The sequence below is a fragment of the Microbacterium sp. X-17 genome (genome assembly GCF_039615055.1).
The window spans coordinates 665,960-683,484 of sequence record NZ_JBDHNI010000002.1; the positions used below are offsets into that span (position 1 = coordinate 665,960).

Sequence of the window (17,525 nt, forward strand, 5' to 3'; positions counted from 1 at the left end):
GGGCCTTGACAAATACACCTCGGTTCGATTTACGTGATGACCATGAGCGAACAGAGACGAGATGCCGGATCTTCCGGCGAGTTCGAGGGCCGGAGCGCCCTGATCACGGGCGCGGCGCGAGGCCAGGGGAGGTCGCACGCCGTCGAGCTCGCGCGGCGCGGCGCCGACATCGTGGCGGTGGACGTCTGCGGACCCGTCGAGACCGCGGATCAGGTGCCCTCCTCGGTGGACGACCTCGCCGAGACGGTGCGCCTCATCGAGGAGGTCGGCGGCCGATGCCTGCCGATCGTCGCCGACGTGCGCAGCGACGAGCAGATGCAGGCCGCCGCCGAACGCGGCGCGCTCGAGTTCGGGAAGATCGACATCCTTCTCGCCAACGCGGGCATGATGCACATGGCGAGCTTCAACGAGACGACGCCCGAGAGCTTCGGCGTCCAGATCGACGTCATGCTCCGGGGCGTCGCGAACTCGATCCGCGCCGTGCTGCCCGGCATGCGCGAACGCGGGTACGGCCGCATCGTCGCGACCGGGTCCGGCGGTGCACGGGCCGGGTTCGCGAACCTCTCCGCCTACTGCGCGGCCAAGTGGGGCGTGATCGGCCTGTGCAAGTCACTCGCGCTCGAGGTGGCGCGGGAGGGCGTGACCGTCAACGTCGTCAACCCGTTCACGGTGAACACGATGCTCAACTGGAACGAGACGTTCTACAAGGTGATGCGTCCGGACCTCGAGCACCCCACCAAGGAGGACGCGATCGTGGCGCTGCGCTCGCTCAACGAGGTGCCGATCGACTACCTGGAGCCGATCGACATCTCCCACGCGATCCTCTATCTCGTCTCCGACGGCGCGGTCAACGTGACCGGGACCGTTCTCGACGTCATGGCGGGCCGCAACGCTCACAACAGCGCCTGAGTCAGGTCGACGCACGCGCCGTTGACCGGCGCGAACATCGACATGACGGCGGGATCGTGGCCCGCGACGATCGTCGTCCCGGGCTCCCGCTCCCACCGGCGGAGCAGCTCGTAGCCGTGGTACATGCCCTCGAGATCGTGGAAGATCCAGTAGGGCCGGTCGAGGCGCATCTCCTCGTAGAAGTGGATCGCGTCGGAGGCGAGGACCACCACGCCGTCCCGCGTCGTGACCCTCGTGAGGAGCTGCCCGGGGGTGTGCCCGCGCATCGGCGTGACCTCCACCCCGGGGAAAAGCTCCGTAGTGCCTTCGACGAGCCGCACGCGGCCGGCGCGCTGGAGGTCGACCACCCGCTCGATCTCGACGCGGTCGCCGGACTCGCAGATCATCCGGCGATCGGCGAACGGGCCCGTCCAGTAGTCGAGCTCCGCCCGTGCGACGCTGAACGTCGCCCGGGGAAAGAGGTCGACGTTCCCGATGTGGTCGAAGTGCAGGTGGGAGAGGACGACGTGGTCGACGTCGGTCGCTGCGACCCCGACGGACTCGAGCAGCGCCAGCGGATGCGCGTCCTGCAGGTAGCCGCGCGCCGCCGTCCGGACGTCGTCGTATCCGCAGTCAACGAGCACGGTCCGCGCGGGGCTCCGCAGGAGCCAGAAGTAGAAGTCCAGCGCCACCTCGGCATCCGGGTCCCGGTAGTCCGCGAACCGGTGATACTTCCCGCTCTTCCGAACGGTCGTCGATCCGTACTTGAGGGCGTACACCTCGTACGCCGGGACGTCGGTGCTCATTCGTCGTTCCCCTTTCGCACGTCCTGCCCTCCGCCTCCGTGGGGGGAGGCGGAGGGCAGGACGATGACGAGATGACGCCTAGAACTGCGGGGTGAAGTCGGCGACGTTGCTGGAGTCGACGACGAGCGCGTTCTGGACGCCACCCGGGATCTCGTCATAGATCCGCTTGGGGGTCACGCCGTCCTGCGCGTCCTTGATCGCCTGGACCGCGTTCTCGCCCTGCGTCTTCGGATAGAACGGCATCGTCAGCTGGATGACGCCGGCCTTGATCTGATCCACCGTGTACTGGGATCCGCCGGCGTCGGACAGCTTGATCTTGCCGTCGAGACCGACCGACTTGACCGCTTGGACCATGCCCTGCGAGATGTCCGGCGAATAGATCGACAGCATCAACGTCGTGTCCTTGTGGGCCTGCAGATACGATTGCGCCTCCTTCAGCGACGTCGGTGCCGTGTAGTCCGTGTAGACGTAGTCCGCGATGTGGAATTCGGGGTGGGCCGCCTCGAACTCCTGCGCGGTCTTCTGCGCCAGGATCGTCGCGCCGTTCTCGGCCGGGCCGACCATGATGGCGACCGTCTGCGGGCCCGGATTCGCCTTGGCCAGCGCGGCGAACCACGCACGGTTGTAGTCGGGCGACGGAGCCATCGCGTGGTAGCTGTAGGTGCCGGGCGCCCACAGGTCGGTGCCCGTGTTCAGGTCCCGGCCGCACACCGTGGTCCCCGTCACCGTGACGAGGATGTTCGCCGCCGGCGCGGTCTGGGTCAGCATCTTGCACGACGCGACACCGTCGATCGGATTGACGATCCACGCGTCATACGTCTTGTTGGTGACCGCCGTCTGCATCGCGTCCAGCATCTTCTGCTGGTCGTAGTTGAAGTCGAGGATGTCGATATCCCAGCCGAATTCCTTCGCCTTCTCCGTCGCGGCAGTGGTGATGGCTTTCTGCCACTGGTTCGACATCGCGTTCATGAAATAGCCGATCTTGAGCTTGCCGGTCGGCAGCTGGACCGGCTTGTCGGTGCCGACGTCGACCGCCACGGTGGACCCCGGACTCGCGCCGGCGCGCGAGTCTGTCGAACCCAGACTTCCGCATCCCGCGAGCCCGAACAGAAGGAGGATCGCCGCGGCCGCAGCGGCCCTCCTCACGACGAGTGACTGCATAAGAACATCCCATCCATTGAGGAGCGCATCGCTACACCCCTGGCCAATAACTCCGTTGTCTGGTCCGCAACGGGTGTTGACCAGTAGTGTGGTCCGCGGCACACTACTAGTCAAGAGCTTGTCTGTCTTGCACTTGCTCGTTCTCGAAGGTCACCTCAACGACGAGGAGCGATTCCGATGACCCGCGCAGCCGTCTCCTACACCCCCGGCGCCGACCTGGCCCTCACCGAGGTCGAACTCGGCGAGGTACGGGCGCACGACGTCAAGGTCCGCTTCATGGCGTCGGGACTGTGCCACACGGACGTCTCCATCGCGACCGGCGACATGTCGGTGGCGATGCCGATCATTCCCGGACACGAAGGCGCGGGGATCGTCGAGGACGTCGGCTCCGCCGTGTCCGGCCTCCGACCGGGCGACCACGTGGCGTTCACGGGCGTGATCGCGTGCGGACGGTGTCGCGCCTGCGAACGGGGGCTCCCGAACCTCTGCGAATGGGGCCTTCCGACGATCATGAGCGGCCGTCATCCGGACGGGGATCTGCGGACCTTCGACCCCTCCGGAACGGGACTGCATCAATGGGCCTGCCTCGGGACGCTGGCCGAGCGGGCGATCGTCCCCGAGCGGTCGGTGATCCCGATTCCGGACGATGTGCCCTTCGACGTCGCCGCGATCGCGGGGTGCGGCGTCCTCACCGGCGCCGGAGCGGTGCTCAACCGCTCCTCCGTCCGGCCGGGCTCGAGCGCCGTCGTCTTCGGCTGCGGCGGCGTCGGACTGAGCGCGGTCCAGGCCTGCCGGCTGATCGGAGCGACGACGATCATCGCGGTCGACCCGGTCCGCGCGAAGCGGGAGCTCGCGCTCCGACTGGGCGCGACCCACGCGATCGATCCCACCTCCCGAGACGCGGTGGAGGCGGTCCGCGAGCTCACCGACGGCCGTGGAGCCGACCACGCGTTCGAGTGCACGGGAGTCGCCACGGTGGTCCGCCAGGCGTGGGATGCCGTGGGGGTGGACGGGACGGTGGTGACGATGGGGATCGCCCCCGCCGGCTCGACGGTGGAGCTTCCGGCCGACGAGCTGTGGAGCACGGAGAAGAGCCTGCGCAGCTCCCTCTACGGGAGCGGATACCCGCGGAAGGACATCCCGCTCCTCCTTGAGCTCTACCGACAGGGCCGTCTCCCGATCGAGGAGATGATCACCGCGCGATACGCGCTCGACGACGTCAACGCCGCTGTTTCCGACCTGAAATCAGGACGGAACGCCCGCGGCGTGATCCTCATGAACGACTGACACGACCTCGGAGGCGGAAAGCGACATGGCCGACTATTCCATCTGGGCGCTGGAACACGCGTTTCTCCCCACGTATCCCGATCCACTGCTGCTCTACGGGAAGCCGGACGGCACCCGAGCGCTGTCCTTCTATTACTTCGTCATCCAGGACGAGGACCGGGTCCTCATGGTGGACGCCGGATTCTCGGACAACGAGTTCTGCGCCGCGTCGTCCGAGTCCTACGGCATGGAGCGATTCGCCCCGCCCGCCCGGATTCTTCCCCGGATCGGACTCACTCCGGAGGACGTGGACGCCATCATCGTGTCGCACCATCACTGGGACCACATCAGCGGGCTCGGCTATTTCCCGAACGCGACCGTCTACATCCAGGAGCGCGAGGTCGTGAACTGGCACGCCAAGGTCGACGCGCCCGAGCGTCTGTGCTGGCTCCACAATGGGCTGGATCCGCAGACGGGCACGGACTTGGAGCGGATCGACGCCGAGGGACGGCTCCGGCTCGTGAACGGAGACGACGAGCCCTTCCCGGGTGTGCGCGTCCGACCGGCGTTCGACACCCACACGGCGGGCTCGCAGTATGTGATCGTCACGGCCAGCGACGGCGGCGACGACTGGGTGTTCACCGGCGACACCGCATACGTCTACGACAACATCGGCGGCATCGAGGGAACCGAGGCGCACATCCCCGTCGGCTGGGCGCAGGGGAGTCAGGAGCGCTGCGTCCGCTCGACGGACGAGATGCTCTCGGCGGCCGGGGACAACATCGTGCGCGTGCTGCCGTCCCACGAGGATCGCCTGTGGAGCCGGTATCCGAGCGTCACGTTCCCCGACGGGAACCGGGTCGCGGAGATCAGTCTGGCGCCGGGGGTCTCGAGCCGTCTCCCCGCGGAGGCGCGATGACCGACGCGCGTACGCGGCTCGTGGTCGTGGGCACCGACGGGCACGGGCGGTCGCTCGTGGTCAGCGACGGCCCGGTTGCCGCGCGGGTGGACCGCCCCCGGAACGCGTACCCGAACATGGCGTCGACCGGCCCGGACGACGGATCCGGAAGCGACTACTACGCCGAGGAGCTGTGGCGGATCGACCGTGTCCCCGCGTCGGCCGCCGCCGAGGGCAGCGGCCACGTCGACGTGGCGAAGTATCCGCCGCCGGGCGGCGTGAGCGTGCGGAAGCTGTCCCTGCCGCCGACCGGGGACCACGCCGGCGTCCCCGACCTCGACGCCCTGCTCGAGGAGTTCGGCCCCGGCAACGTCTCGTCCCCCGAGGACGGGGCGCCCGTGCTGCACCGCCACCCGTGCCTCCACGTCATCACGTTCCTCTCCGGAGCGTGCTACTTCATCCTGCGGACGGGCGAGGTCTACCTGGAGGCGGGCGACTGCATCGTCCTGCGCGGCGACATGCACGACTGGCGGAATCCGTTCGACGCGCCGGCCGTCATTCTCGCGACGATCGTGCGCCTGGAGGAGTGACGCGACTCCGGTCGAGGACCTCGCCGAGCAGGTCGCCCATCCGCAGCTCTCCCGCGCGGGTCTCGCCGCCGATCTCGAGGAAGACGTCGATCAGTCCGCGGGAGGCGTCCGTCGCCATGAGCTGCCGGAAGCGGAAGTTCTCCTGCCGAAGGCCCGCCTCGATGTCGCCGTCTCCGTCGCCCACGAGCGCCTTCGTGTGGCGCACGGCCTCCGGCGAGCACGCTCCGATGCGGTGCGCGAGGGCTGTGACGTAGCCGTCGATCTCGTCCGGGTCGAGCGCGCGGTTGAGATATCCCCATCGCTCAGCGGTCGCGGCATCGAGGTCGAGTCCCGCGAGGATGAGCTCGAGAGCGCGTGAGCGGCCGATCGCCCGCGGCAGGTACTGGGACGCGCCGCCCCCCGGGACGGATCCGAGCGGCACCGACATCGTGTTGAACACGGCCCCGCCGAGCGATCCGAAGGCGAGGTCGCACGCCATCACGAGCGCCGCGCCGCCCCCCGCGGCCCGGCCCTCGACCTGGGCGATCGTCACGGTGTCCATCGTGCGGAGGCGCTCGCAGATGAGGTGCATCCCGTTCAGGGTGACCTCGTCGACCGAGCGCGGCACCTCGGCGGGCTGGATCGCGTAGAGGTTCGCGAACTCGTTGTGCGTGAGGAAGATGTCGGGATCGCGACTCTTGATCACGAGTACGAGCGCGTCCTCGTCGGCCGCCACGGCGCGCGTGAGCGCATCCAGATCCGCGAGGAGCTGCCGCGTCAGCAGGTGGAGCGGCGGGTTGTCGATCGTGGCGAAGATCACTCGCCCTTCGCGGAGGAGATCGATCGTCTCGAACCGGTCCCCGTTCGCATCCTGACCTGCACCGCTCATTACTCCTCCTCGTGTCGATCGCGCAATTAGACAAGAGCTTGACAGTCTTGGCCCGATCCTACAGTCTGGAGCGAGCACGGAAGGAAGTGGACATGCTGTTTCGTCGCGGCAGAGTGGACCAGCCGGTGCGTCTCGGGTCCGAGGTCGGCTCGACCTCGGGAGACGTGCTCCTCGACACCGTCCTCCAGGCGGACGGGATCGCCGTGAACTACGGCGTCTTCAAACCCGGAGCGCGGACGTTCTGGCACACACACTCCCACGGTCAGCTCTTCTTCATCGACGGGGGGCGGGGCATGATCGCGACCCGGGAAGACGGCATCCAGGTCGTCGCGGCCGGCGACATCGTCTGGACTCCTCCGGGCGAGGAGCACTGGCACGGCGCCTCCCCCGACACGTTCGTCACGTACAAGGCGATCTCGATGGGCACCTCGACGTTCCTGCGCGAGGTCACGGACGAGGAGTTCGCCCGGACATGGGCGTGACGCATCGGATCTACGTCGGTGGCGAGTGGATCGATTCCACGGCCACCGAGGGGATCGACGTCGTCGATCCCGCCACCGAGGAGATCATCGGCACCGTGGCGCGCGGCACCGCGGAGGACGTGGATCGCGCCGCTGCCGCCGCCGCGCACGCGTTCCCCGCCTGGGCCCGATCGTCGGTAGAGCAGCGCGTGGAGATCTTCCGGTCGCTCGCCGAGCTCGTCGACGAGCACGCCGACGAGCTCACGGAGTGCATCGTCCGCGAGGTCGGCTACCCGGCGTCCCTCGCGGCGATCACCCAGACCGCCGGCGCCGTGGACGAGCTCACCATCATCGCCGAGAGCCTGCCTGCGATCGCGTGGCAGGAGCGGGTGTCGCCCACCGCCGTGATCCGACGCGAGCCCTCCGGCGTGCTGGGCGCGATCACCGCGTGGAACGCGCCGCTTCGGTCGATCTGCAGCAAGGCGGGCGCCGCCATCGCCGCCGGCTGCACCGTGGTCCTCAAGCCCAGCGAGATCGCGCCGCTGACCGCGGCGCTCTTCGTCGACCTCGCCGAGCGGGCGGGGCTGCCCGCCGGCGTCCTCAACCTCGTCAACGGCACCGGACCGGAGGTCGGCGAGGCGATCGCGGGGCACGCCCTGATCGACATGGTCTCGATCACCGGATCCGTCCGCGCGGGTCGACGGGTCATGGAGGTCGCCGCCGCGCGCGTAAAGCGGGTCCATCTCGAACTCGGGGGGAAGTCGCCGAACGTCATCCTCGAGGATGCCGATCTCGAGCGCGCCGTCACGCTCGGGATCCAGGACGCGTTCCGCAACACCGGACAGGTCTGCGGCGGGCTGACGCGCGTGCTCGTGCCCCGGAGCCGGCTGCGCGCGGCCGAGGAGATCGCGGTCCACGCGGCGCGCGGGTACATCGCGGGCGACCCCTGGGACCCCGCCACGACGCTCGGCCCGGTCGTCTCGCGCGACGCGCAGGCGCGGGTGCGCCAATACATCGAGGGGGGCGTGGCCGAGGGCGCGACGCTGCTCACCGGAGGGACGGACATGCCGGACGGTCTCGACCGCGGCTACTTCGTCCGCCCCACCGTGTTCCGCGGGGACAACTCCCTGCGCATCGCGCGCGAGGAGATCTTCGGGCCGGTCGTCACGATCATCCCCTTCGACGACGAAGAGGAGGCGATCTCGATCGCCAACGACTCGGACTACGGCCTCGCAGGAGGCGTCTGGTCGGCGGATGCGGAACACGCGCACCGCGTTGCGAAGCGTCTTCGCGTCGGCCGCGTCCGCATCAACGGCGCCCCGCTCGACAAGCACGGGACGCACGGCGGGTTCAAGCTGTCCGGCGTCGGCCGCGAATGGGGCCGCGTCGGCATCGAGGAGTTCATGGAGTACCAGTCCGTCATGGGCTGACCGACGAGGGAGCGACATGGGAATCACCGCACGGCTGGCCGTCCTTCCCCCGGGTCGGAAGGAGCTGGAGCTCGAGACCGTCGACCTCCCGGAGCCCGGGCCGTGGGAGGTGGTCATCGAGCAGCAGGCCTTCGGCATCTGCCACAGCCAGCTGGACCTCATCGACAATCCGTCGCGGGCGGAGCCGCTCGTCATCGGTCACGAGTCGGCGGGTGTCGTCGTGGCCACCGGCGAGAACGTCACGCACGTTCAGCCGGGCGATGACGTGCTGCTGACGTGGCTCCCGCGCGACCCGAGCGCATCCCGCGCGCCCGGGGCGTCCCGCATCCCGCTCCGCGACGGCCGCGTGGCGGTGACGCACAACGTCTTCGCCTGGGGGACGCACGCCGTCGTGGACGAGCAGTATGTCGTCACGGCCCCCGCTGGTCTCTCCCCCGACCTGACGAGCATCATCGGCTGCGCCGTGATGACCGGCGCGGGATCCGTGCTCAACGCCGCCGGTGATGTCTCCGGTCGCTCCGTGGCCGTCTGGGGCCTGGGCGGCGTCGGGCTCGCGGCTCTCTCCGGCGCGCACGCCCTGGGTGCGTCGAGCCTGATCGCGGTCGACATCCACGACGAGAAGCTGGAGGTCGCCCGGTCGATGGGGGCCACGCACGTGGTCAACGCCCGGACGGATGACCCCGAGGCGGTCATCCGTCAGCTCACGGGCGGACCGGGCGTGGACGTCGGCTTCGACTGCACCGGCATCGGCGAGAACCTGGCCCGCAGTCTCGGCGCCGTCCGCGCGGGGGTCGCCGGCCGCGGCGCCGGGGGGACGCTCGTCCTCGTCGGCGCGCCGCGGGCCCCCTTCTCGTTCAACGGCATGCAGCTCCTCTCGACCAGCAAGACCCTGATCGGCGCCCTGGGCGGCCTGTGCTCGCCCGACCGCGACTTCCCGGTCTTCGCGGAGTGGGCGAATCGCGGCGACCTGAGGCTCGACGAGCTCGTGACGAATCGGTACTCGCTGAGCGAGCTGGACGAGGGGATCCAGGACCTGCGCGCCGGCCGGGTGGTCGGCCGGGCCGTCGTCGTGCTGTGACGTCCGTCAGGCCGCGGCGGCCATCGTGCTCACGTCGATGACGAACCGGTACCGGACGTCGCCGGCGATCACGCGCCGATAGGCCTCGTCGATCTCGTCGGCGTCGACGATCTCGACCTCCGCGCGGATGCCGTGCTCGCCACAGAAGTCCAGCATCTCCTGCGTCTCCGGCATCCCGCCGATGAGCGTGCCGGCGATCGACCGGCGATTGCGCAGCAGCGAGAACGCACCGATCTCGAGGGGCCGCTCGGGCGCGCCGATAAGCACGAGGACGCCGCCGGTGTCCAGGAGTCCGAGGTACTTGCCCATGTCCAGATTCACCGGGACGGTCGAGATGATCACGTCGAAGGAGTCCGCGAGGGACGTGAACACCGTGTCATCGCTCGTCGCGAAGTACTCGGCCGCGCCGAGCCGGAGGCCGTCCTCGCGCTTGTCGAGCGAGAGGTCCAGCGCGGTCGTGTGCGCGCCCATCGCCGACGCCAGCTGGACGCCGATGTGACCCAGGCCGCCGAATCCCACGATCCCGACCCGGGTTCCCGGTCCGACGCCCCATTGGCGCAGCGGCGAGAACAGGGTGATGCCCGCGCACATGAGCGGGGCGGCGTTCTCCAGGGGGATGCCGTCCGGCACGCGGACCACGAAACGCTCGTCGACGACGATCCGCTCGCTGTACCCGCCCTGCGTCGGCTTCCCCTGGCGGTCGGTGCCGTTGGCCGTCTTGACGTCGCCCTGGCGGCAGAACTGCTCGAAGCCGGCACGGCAGTTGTCGCACTCCCGACAGGAGTCGACCATGCAGCCCACCCCGACCCGGTCGCCGACCGCGAACCGTGTCACGTCCGATCCGACGGCGGCGACCGTGCCCGCGATCTCGTGGCCGGGAACCAGCGGATAGCGGGTTCCGCCCCAGTCGTTGTGCGCGTGGTGGATGTCGGAGTGGCAGATTCCGGCGAACGCGATGTCGATCAGCACGTCGGTCGGGCCGACATCCCGACGCTCGAGATCGAACGCGGTGAACGGCTCATGCGGGCCGAACGTCGCACGCGCATTGACAGCGATCATGCAGTCCTCCTGTGCATCGGTGCCCGCGGATACCACGGCACCGTCACACTAGAGCGATCGGCCTCATCTAGTCAATGTGTTGACAGAAAAGCACTTGACTACTCCTCGGAGGGATCGTCTCCATCCGGTTCCGGGTCGGCGAGCTGGGCCGCCATGACCTTGCCGATCAGGGCCACCAACTGCTGCCGCTCGTCATCGTCGAGGACCGAGAAGAAGTCCTCGTCGACGAGGTTCTGCCGCGGCAGGACCTCCCCCAAGAGGTCGCGACCGGCCTCGGTGATCGAGACCGGCGCGAGTCGGCGATCCGCGCCGACCGCCCGCTCGCGGGAGATGAGCCCATCGCGCTCGAGGGTCGTCAGCACCCCCGAGATCGCCTGTCTGCTGAACCCGGACAGCTCGGCGATGTCGCGAGCCTCGACGGGCTCGAACATCCAGATCATCGTCAGCGCCCGGACGGCGGCGACGCTGCGATTGGTCGCGCCGGAGAAGGCGGATTCCTCCCGCTGCGTGAGCGCGGTCGCGGCGCGCTTCAGGTTGAACGCGAGCCGCAGCGGCAGCTCGTTCACCTCGGGATGCCATTGCGACACGGCGGACGCCGTCACGTCGGCGAGCTCTTCCGCTCGAACGTGACGCGCTCTCATGCTGGGCGGTTCCTTACGTAGCACGGGACCTTCTCCTGGTCTTGTCAAGGCCTCTCTCGAGGCCAATGCTCCCACGCGCACCGGCGGACGAACGATCAACCGCACTTTCGCGAACGAATCTCGACCGACGTACGTCCCACATGTATCGTGGCTCACATCCAAACTAGTCAAGTAACAGACAGGCTAGGCATTGACAAGATCCAGGAGGCGTCCGTGTTCACCGTGGCTGCATACTCCGCAACGGCGGCGACCGAGCCGCTCGCCAAGACGACGATCGAGAGACGTGCGCTCGCGGCCGACGACGTCCTGATCGACATCACGTACTGCGGCGTCTGCCACTCCGACGTGAGTCACGCCCGCAGCGAATGGCGGGAGGAGACCTATCCCCTCGTGCCCGGACACGAGATCACCGGCATCGTCGCCGAGGTCGGATCCGGTGTCACGCGGTACGCGGTCGGTGACCGCGTGGGAGTGGGATGCTTCGTCGGCTCGTGCGGGACGTGCGCGAACTGCACGGCGGGCGAGGCGCAGTACTGCCTGCGCGGCATCACGCTCACCTACGGATCGATCGACGCGAACGGGGAGCGGACGCAGGGCGGATACTCCGAGCGGATCGTGGTGCGCGAGGACTACGTGCTCCGCATCCCCGACGGGCTCGCCATGGACGTCGCCGCCCCGCTGCTCTGCGCCGGAATCACGACCTATTGGCCGTTGCGCCACCACGGAACGGGCCCCGGCAAGAAGGTCGCGATCGTCGGACTCGGCGGCCTCGGGCACGTCGCCGTGAAGCTGGCCGCGGCGATGGGCGCCGAGGTGAGCGTGCTGTCGCACTCGGCCGCGAAGCAGGACGACGCGAAGCGCCTCGGGGCCGCCCACTATTTCGTCACGTCCGACCCGGCGGTCCTGCCTTCGCTGGAGAACACGTTCGACCTCGTGATCAACACCGTGAGCGCGCCGATCGACCTCGACGCCCTTCTCTCGACGCTCGCCCTCGGCGGAGCGCTGGCGAACGTCGGGGCACCGGGCCAGTCGATGTCCATCAACGCGTGGTCCCTCCTGCGGAACCGGCGCAGCTACACCGGATCGCTGATCGGCTCCATCCAGGACCACCAGGACATGCTCGATTTCTGCGCCGAGAAGGGTGTCGGCGCAGAAATCGAGCTGATCCCGGTCGATCGGATCAACGAGGCGTTCGACCGGCTCCTCGCCTCCGACGTCCGCTACCGCTTCGTCATCGACATGGCCACCCTCGGCTGATCCACTCCAGCGCGCTCAGCCGGCCACCATCCATGGACCGTAGGGGTCGCCGGGCGCCTGGTTGCGGGTGTACCACTTCGCGACGTAGCTCACGCCGTTGTACATCGCCCGGTTCCCGGCCTGGAACACCCGCGAAGGCGTCCAGACGGTCGCGCCGTCCTCGGTCATCGCGATCTGCTGCCAGGCCCCGTACACGCTGCTGCCCGGCTGTTCGGCGTGGGAGTACCAGCCGGCGGTGAAGACCTGTCCGCCGAAGCTCACGGTGTCCCCCGCGCGATAGGTGGCGGACGTGCTCCACGCGGCGGGGAGCACCACGGTGACATCCACCGATCCCGTCGCCGCGCTCACCGTGTCGCTGCCGGAGTAGGCGATCGACAGGTGGTGAGTCCCGCCCGCGAGCCCGACCGGCAGCGCGAAGCTCGCCGCTCCGTCGGCGATGGTCGCCGTGCCGCGCGCGACCGTCCCCTCGGTGAGCGTCACGCTCCCGGACACGGGGAGCGTCGACGTGACCGTGACGCGGAGCTGCGCGGCGACGCCCCAGGCGGAGCTCACCGCGTCCGCCGCGACGGACGACGGGGCCTTCCCCGAGGCGCCGGTGTCCCACAGGAGCGGGGTGCCGTCGAACACGACAGCGACGCGGTAGGCCGTGTTGTACGGGAGCCCCGCCGGCAGCGTCACGGTGCCCTTCTGGCCGGCATCGAACGCGACGGTGCCCAGGTCGACGGGCGCGTCCGTTCCGACGAACAGGTACGCGCGTCCCGTCGCACCCGCGTGGAGCGCGGTCCCGGACGGATCGGCCGCGGTCGCGTCGAGCGCGAGACCGGCCCCGGGCCCGGCTGGCGCGTCGCCGATCAGGCCGGGAGCCTGGTTCCCCGGGGTCAGGTCGGCCGACGTGGGCGCCTGCGGCACGAGGGTCCAGTCCTGGGCGCCCGCACCGTTGTCGGAGGGCTGGAGCGTCAGCGCCGCGCCGGCGGTCGCGCCGGTGAGGAAGAGCGCCGGGTTCTGAACGCTCTGGAAGTAGACGGAGCCGTCGGCCTTGGCGTGCAGGGAGAAGAGGCCGCCCGCGGTGTTGTCCACCCACTGGCCGATCCGCTGACCCGCCGTCGCGTTCCCGGTCCAGATCGCGGCGGTGCGCCCCCCGGACTTGTTGATCAGGTTGACGTTGCCGTCGGCCTTGGTCGTGAGGTGCCAGAGCTGCGTGTCCGCGTTGCTCGCGCTGCCGTCGGCCTCCAGCCGCACGTCCGGAACATCGTGGTTGCCGATGTTCGCGTCCGTCGAATTGTTGGTGGTGCCGATCACCTGTCCCGTCTTGCGATTGACGATCTTGTAGTAGGCCCCGTCGGACCACCCGAAGTCGACGTCCGCATACCGGATGACGGCTGCGCTCGAGGCGCCGCCCCACGTTCCCTGGAGGATCTCGAGGCGTCCGGTCCCGGCGACGTACTGGAGATTGCGGCTGTAGCCGGATCCGAGCGTGGTCTGGTACTGCGTCCACACGCCGTCGCTGCGCCCGGAGGCGTTGACCCACACGTCGCCGCTGCCGCCCGCGTTGTAGGCGAGCCTGCCGTCCGGCATCCGGATCAGCACCGGGCTCCCGCCCCACGACAGTCCGCGGGACCCCGGCGCAGAGGGGAGCACGCCCTGGCTGCCGTCGGCGTGGCTGATCTCGTCGCCGGCCGCACCGCCGACCGCGAAGAAGCGCAGCGGATCGTCGGCGATCTTGACACGGACGTTCGCGCCGCCGCCCCAGTACTCGTAGGTGAGCATCCACCTGCCGTCCGTCGTCGGGACGACGTTGGCCATGCCCGGCCGGCCGCCGCCGATCTCGGTCTTGCCGTTGCCCATCGACACGGTCGTCCCAGACACGTCGACGACCGGGGAGCTCCAGGCGCTGCTCGATCCGTCCCACGTGCGGTGCGCGAGGATCTGGCCGTGCGAATCCGTCGCCGTCGCGTTGTCGGGGTCCGGGATGGGGGCACCGCTCGCCGGATCCACCCCGAGGTAGTCGTTCTCATCGGAGTAGTAGGCGACGAGCGTGCCCTGATACGCCATCAGGTACGGCTCCCAGATCGGATCCACCTGACGCGTCGCGTTGGCGTCCGCGACGTTCGTCCCGATCGCTCCCGCGCTTCCGCCCTGCCAGCCGCCGGGGGCGATGAGGTTGACGAAGCTCCAGCTCGCGCCGTCGTCGACGCTCGAGTAGAGCGCGAGCGACACGTTCCGACGGTCCCCGTCGTTGTTCGGCACCCAGTTCGGGTCGGCGGCCTTGTGCTGCAGGTAGTAGGCGTCGTCGCCCGACACGATGCTGGCCAGCAGCAGCGTGCCCTTCTTCAGCTGCCCGACGTCCTCGGGCAGGACGTAGAGGTACGGATTCGTCCAGTTGCTCGTGTAGGCCGCGCACTGCGGATCCGAGGACAGGAACGCCGGCGCCTTCACCTCGGAGAGGGGCTGCCACGTCGTCCCGAAGTCTCCGCTCGTATAGATCGGGATGGTCTGACCGTTCGCGCTCCCCGAGGAGGGCACGACCGTCGACTTCTCGAAGGCCGCAACGAGCCGCCCGTCCGGCAGCTGCGCCGACTTCGGATAGACCGCGCAGTTCCCGAGTCCCTTCAGACACGAGGCGCTGCCCAGGTCGAAGAGGGTGCCGCCGGCCGGGGTGTACGCCTGCGCGCTCGTTGCAGGGACTGCCGCGAGCGCGGATACCGCGAGGACGACGCCGAGCGCCGCCCCCCATACCTTCTTGTTCACTGGTGCTCCTGTCCTGCGGGCGCAGTGGTGCCGGGCCCGAATCGGACCCGGCACCACCGGGATGCACTACTTATTGACCTGGAAACCCTGCCCGTTGCCGTACGTCACGAGGTTGTTCTGCCACGCGACGAGCCCCGCGTTCAGGTCCGACTTGGCCGCGTAGGCCTTGCCGACCGTGTCCGCGAAGACGCTGTTCGCGTAGACCTGGAAGGGGAGGTACTCCCATCCGGACGAGACGTTCTTCGACGCGTCGACGAGCACCTGATTGATCTTCTGACCGCCGAAGTACGCGGGAGCGGCGTTGAGGAAGTCCGGGTTGTTGAGCTGCGCCGTGGTCGACGGGAATCCGCCGGCCTGCAGGAACACGCCGATGCTGTCGTCCGAGCTGTTCAGCCAGCGGAGGAACGCGGCGGCCAGCGCCGGGTTCTTCGTCTGCTTGATCACGGACTGGGCGCTTCCGCCGTTCTCGGAGGTGGTGGCGCTGCCGTCGTAGCTGGGGATCGGGGCGACCCGCCACTTCCCGGCACCGTCCTTCACCGTGCTCTCGAGGATGCCGGGCATCCAGGCTCCCGTGATGATCGTCGCCAGGGTGCCGTTGCTCAGCCCCTTCCACCAGTCGTCCGACCACGTGGGAATGCCGGAGAGGAGACCCGGCTCGAGCATCTTGTTCCACATATCAGCCCACTGCTTCGTCCCCTTGTCCTGGAGATCGATCGTCACCTTCGTGCCGTCGGTCTTGTAGGGGCGGCCGCCGGCCTGCCAGATCATCGGGTTCGCGTAGCCGGGGTCGCCGGCGTCGTTGGTGATGTACTTCGTCGCGTCCGCCGCGTGGAGCTTCTGCGCGTCCGCCACGTACTGGTCCCACGTCGTGGGGACCGGCAGCCCGAACTGGTCGAAGATGTCCTTGTTGTAGAGCATGACCATCGGACCGGAGTCCTGCGGGAGGCCGACGAGCGCGCCGTTCATGTTGACGGCTCCCCAGGTCGAGGCGGTGTACTTGTCCTTCAGGTCGTTCATCCCGTACTGGGTGAGGTCGAGCAGGCTGTCGGACAGCGAGAATTGCTGGAGGGCGTAGTACTCGATCTGCGCCACGTCGGGGGCGCCGCTGCCGGCGCTGATCGCGTTCTGCAGCTTGGCGTACTCGTCCTTCGCCGTTCCGGCGTTGACGACCGTGACCTTCACGTTCGGATACTGCTTCATGAACGCGTCGGCCTGGGCCTGGCCCGACGTCGTCCAGGTCCAGTACGTGAGGTCGCCGCCCTTCTGCAGTGCGGCGTCGAGGTCGGCGGCCGTGCCCTGACTGCTGGACGCGCCGCTACCGCCGGCGCAGGCGGCCAGTGACAACGCCGTCAGGCCGGCGATGACGATCGCCGCGGCAGCCCGCGAGGAGCGGGAGCGTCTGATGTTGAACATGCTGTTCCTTTCACTTCTTCGTGCGGTGGGTGCATGTGTGACCCGGGTGCTGATCGAGAGGGAGTCGTTCTCGTGCAGTCAGTGCTCTCGATTCACTGCTTGACGCTTCCGGCGCTGAGGCCCGATTGCCAGAAGCGCTGCAAGAACAGGAAGATCGCGACGATCGGCACGATCGTGATGAGGGATCCGGTGATCACGAGGTTGTAGATCGGTTCGGCGGATACCCCGGAGGCCTGCGAGCTCCATTGATTGAGCCCGACGGTGAGCGGGTACCAGTTCGGATCGCTGAGCATGATCAGGGGGAGGAAGTAGTTGTTCCACGTCGCGACGATCGCGAACAGCGCGACCGTGACGATCCCGGGAGCGAGCAGCTTGACGGAGATCGTGAAGAACGTGCGCATCTCGCTCGCTCCGTCCAGGCGCGCCGCCTCGAGCAGCTCGGTCGGCACGGAGTCGAGCGTGTACACCCAGATCAGATACAGCCCGAAGGGGCTGATGAGGGACGGGATGATGATCGCCCACGGCGTGTTCGTGAGCCCGATCTGGCTGAACAGCAGGAACGTCGGGACCGCCAGCGCCGTACCGGGGACGGCGATCGCGCCCAGCACGACGGCGAAGAACGCCCTGCGCCCCGGGAAGCTGAACTTGGCCATGCCGTATCCGGCGAGGGCGGCGAGGAGGGTTGCACCGCCCGCGCCCACCACGACGTACAGCAGCGTGTTGCCGAGCCACCGGAGGAAGATGCCGTCCCGGTAGGTGAAGGTCGCGACGATGTTGTCCCAGAGGGCGAAGTGCCCCCCGAACCCGAGGCCGAACGTGGTGAAGAGGTCGGGCTGCGTCTTGCTCGCGTTGATGACCAGCCACCCCAGCGGGACGAGCGCGTACAGCAGGAACAGGACCATCACGACGGTCTTCGCGACCGACTTCCGGGGGTGCGTGATCGAGAAGCCCCGGCGGCGGG

Annotated in this window: 16 protein-coding genes; 8 read left to right on the forward strand and 8 right to left on the reverse strand. The window is 68.8% G+C overall.

What is annotated here, in order from left to right:
- Positions 1 to 42: 42 nt before the first annotated feature.
- Entirely contained in the window at positions 43 to 909 is an 867-nt protein-coding gene (locus tag ABCS02_RS11650) for a mycofactocin-coupled SDR family oxidoreductase (RefSeq protein ID WP_345835803.1), read from the forward strand.
- Here the strand turns inward: ABCS02_RS11650 and ABCS02_RS11655 are convergent.
- Together ABCS02_RS11655 and ABCS02_RS11660 are read right to left on the reverse strand one after the other, a co-directional pair.
- Positions 894 to 1,694, reverse strand: a complete 801-nt coding sequence (locus tag ABCS02_RS11655; protein WP_345835804.1) for an N-acyl homoserine lactonase family protein — start codon at positions 1,692 to 1,694, stop codon at positions 894 to 896. The two genes, ABCS02_RS11650 and ABCS02_RS11655, sit on opposite strands and share 16 nt — an antisense overlap.
- Positions 1,695 to 1,772: 78 nt before the next feature.
- Positions 1,773 to 2,855 carry a sugar ABC transporter substrate-binding protein gene (locus tag ABCS02_RS11660; RefSeq protein WP_345835805.1) on the reverse strand — a complete coding sequence of 361 codons (1,083 nt, stop codon included), beginning with the start codon at positions 2,853 to 2,855 and terminating at the stop codon, positions 1,773 to 1,775.
- A 177-nt stretch (positions 2,856 to 3,032) separates the two neighbouring features.
- Between ABCS02_RS11660 and ABCS02_RS11665 the strand changes: the two genes are divergently transcribed.
- The 3 genes from ABCS02_RS11665 to ABCS02_RS11675 are packed head-to-tail and all read left to right on the forward strand — an operon-like array spanning position 3,033 to position 5,609.
- On the forward strand, positions 3,033 to 4,142 hold the full coding sequence (locus ABCS02_RS11665; RefSeq protein ID WP_345835806.1) for a Zn-dependent alcohol dehydrogenase: 1,110 nt from the start codon (positions 3,033 to 3,035) through the stop codon (positions 4,140 to 4,142).
- A 25-nt stretch (positions 4,143 to 4,167) separates the two neighbouring features.
- Positions 4,168 to 5,040: an N-acyl homoserine lactonase family protein gene (locus ABCS02_RS11670; protein ID WP_345835807.1), complete on the forward strand. Its 873-nt coding sequence runs from the start codon at positions 4,168 to 4,170 to the stop codon at positions 5,038 to 5,040.
- Positions 5,037 to 5,609 carry a cupin domain-containing protein gene (locus ABCS02_RS11675; protein ID WP_345835808.1) on the forward strand — a complete coding sequence of 191 codons (573 nt, stop codon included), beginning with the start codon at positions 5,037 to 5,039 and terminating at the stop codon, positions 5,607 to 5,609. Before ABCS02_RS11670 ends, ABCS02_RS11675 begins: the two co-directional genes overlap by 4 nt.
- On the opposite strand, the gene ABCS02_RS11680 is transcribed toward ABCS02_RS11675, so the two are convergent.
- On the reverse strand, positions 5,575 to 6,477 hold the full coding sequence (locus ABCS02_RS11680) for an enoyl-CoA hydratase/isomerase family protein (protein WP_345835809.1): 903 nt from the start codon (positions 6,475 to 6,477) through the stop codon (positions 5,575 to 5,577). The two genes, ABCS02_RS11675 and ABCS02_RS11680, sit on opposite strands and share 35 nt — an antisense overlap.
- 92 nt (positions 6,478 to 6,569) lie before the next feature.
- Here ABCS02_RS11680 and ABCS02_RS11685 point away from each other — a divergent pair, with 92 nt between their 5' ends.
- From ABCS02_RS11685 to ABCS02_RS11695, 3 genes are read left to right on the forward strand one after another with little or no spacing between them, the layout of a single operon-like run.
- Positions 6,570 to 6,959 carry a cupin domain-containing protein gene (locus tag ABCS02_RS11685; RefSeq protein ID WP_345835810.1) on the forward strand — a complete coding sequence of 130 codons (390 nt, stop codon included), beginning with the start codon at positions 6,570 to 6,572 and terminating at the stop codon, positions 6,957 to 6,959.
- On the forward strand, positions 6,950 to 8,368 hold the full coding sequence (locus ABCS02_RS11690; RefSeq protein ID WP_345835811.1) for an aldehyde dehydrogenase family protein: 1,419 nt from the start codon (positions 6,950 to 6,952) through the stop codon (positions 8,366 to 8,368). The genes ABCS02_RS11685 and ABCS02_RS11690 overlap by 10 nt, the downstream gene beginning before the upstream one ends.
- A 16-nt stretch (positions 8,369 to 8,384) precedes the next feature.
- Complete coding sequence (locus tag ABCS02_RS11695) at positions 8,385 to 9,446, forward strand: zinc-binding dehydrogenase (RefSeq protein WP_345835812.1); 1,062 nt, start codon at positions 8,385 to 8,387, stop codon at positions 9,444 to 9,446.
- Positions 9,447 to 9,452: 6 nt separating this feature from the next.
- Here the strand turns inward: ABCS02_RS11695 and ABCS02_RS11700 are convergent, their stop codons facing one another.
- Positions 9,453 to 10,505: an NAD(P)-dependent alcohol dehydrogenase gene (locus tag ABCS02_RS11700; RefSeq protein ID WP_345835813.1), complete on the reverse strand. Its 1,053-nt coding sequence runs from the start codon at positions 10,503 to 10,505 to the stop codon at positions 9,453 to 9,455.
- A gap of 98 nt (positions 10,506 to 10,603) precedes the next feature.
- Positions 10,604 to 11,146 carry a MarR family transcriptional regulator gene (locus ABCS02_RS11705; RefSeq protein ID WP_345835814.1) on the reverse strand — a complete coding sequence of 181 codons (543 nt, stop codon included), beginning with the start codon at positions 11,144 to 11,146 and terminating at the stop codon, positions 10,604 to 10,606.
- Positions 11,147 to 11,359: 213 nt separating this feature from the next.
- On the opposite strand from ABCS02_RS11705, the gene ABCS02_RS11710 reads away from it, so the two are divergent.
- A complete protein-coding gene (locus ABCS02_RS11710; protein ID WP_345835815.1) occupies positions 11,360 to 12,403 on the forward strand; it encodes an NAD(P)-dependent alcohol dehydrogenase in 1,044 nt (347 codons plus the stop codon).
- Positions 12,404 to 12,418: 15 nt separating this feature from the next.
- Here ABCS02_RS11710 and ABCS02_RS11715 read toward each other — a convergent pair whose 3' ends face one another.
- The 3 genes from ABCS02_RS11715 to ABCS02_RS11725 all read right to left on the reverse strand — a co-directional run bounded on the left by ABCS02_RS11715 (position 12,419) and on the right by ABCS02_RS11725 (position 17,466).
- Positions 12,419 to 15,151, reverse strand: a complete 2,733-nt coding sequence (locus tag ABCS02_RS11715; protein ID WP_345835816.1) for an RICIN domain-containing protein — start codon at positions 15,149 to 15,151, stop codon at positions 12,419 to 12,421.
- A gap of 66 nt (positions 15,152 to 15,217) precedes the next feature.
- Positions 15,218 to 16,564 carry a sugar ABC transporter substrate-binding protein gene (locus tag ABCS02_RS11720; protein WP_345835817.1) on the reverse strand — a complete coding sequence of 449 codons (1,347 nt, stop codon included), beginning with the start codon at positions 16,562 to 16,564 and terminating at the stop codon, positions 15,218 to 15,220.
- Positions 16,565 to 16,656: 92 nt separating this feature from the next.
- Positions 16,657 to 17,466, reverse strand: a complete 810-nt coding sequence (locus tag ABCS02_RS11725; RefSeq protein ID WP_345836333.1) for a carbohydrate ABC transporter permease — start codon at positions 17,464 to 17,466, stop codon at positions 16,657 to 16,659.
- Between the last annotated feature and the right edge of the window lie 59 nt (positions 17,467 to 17,525).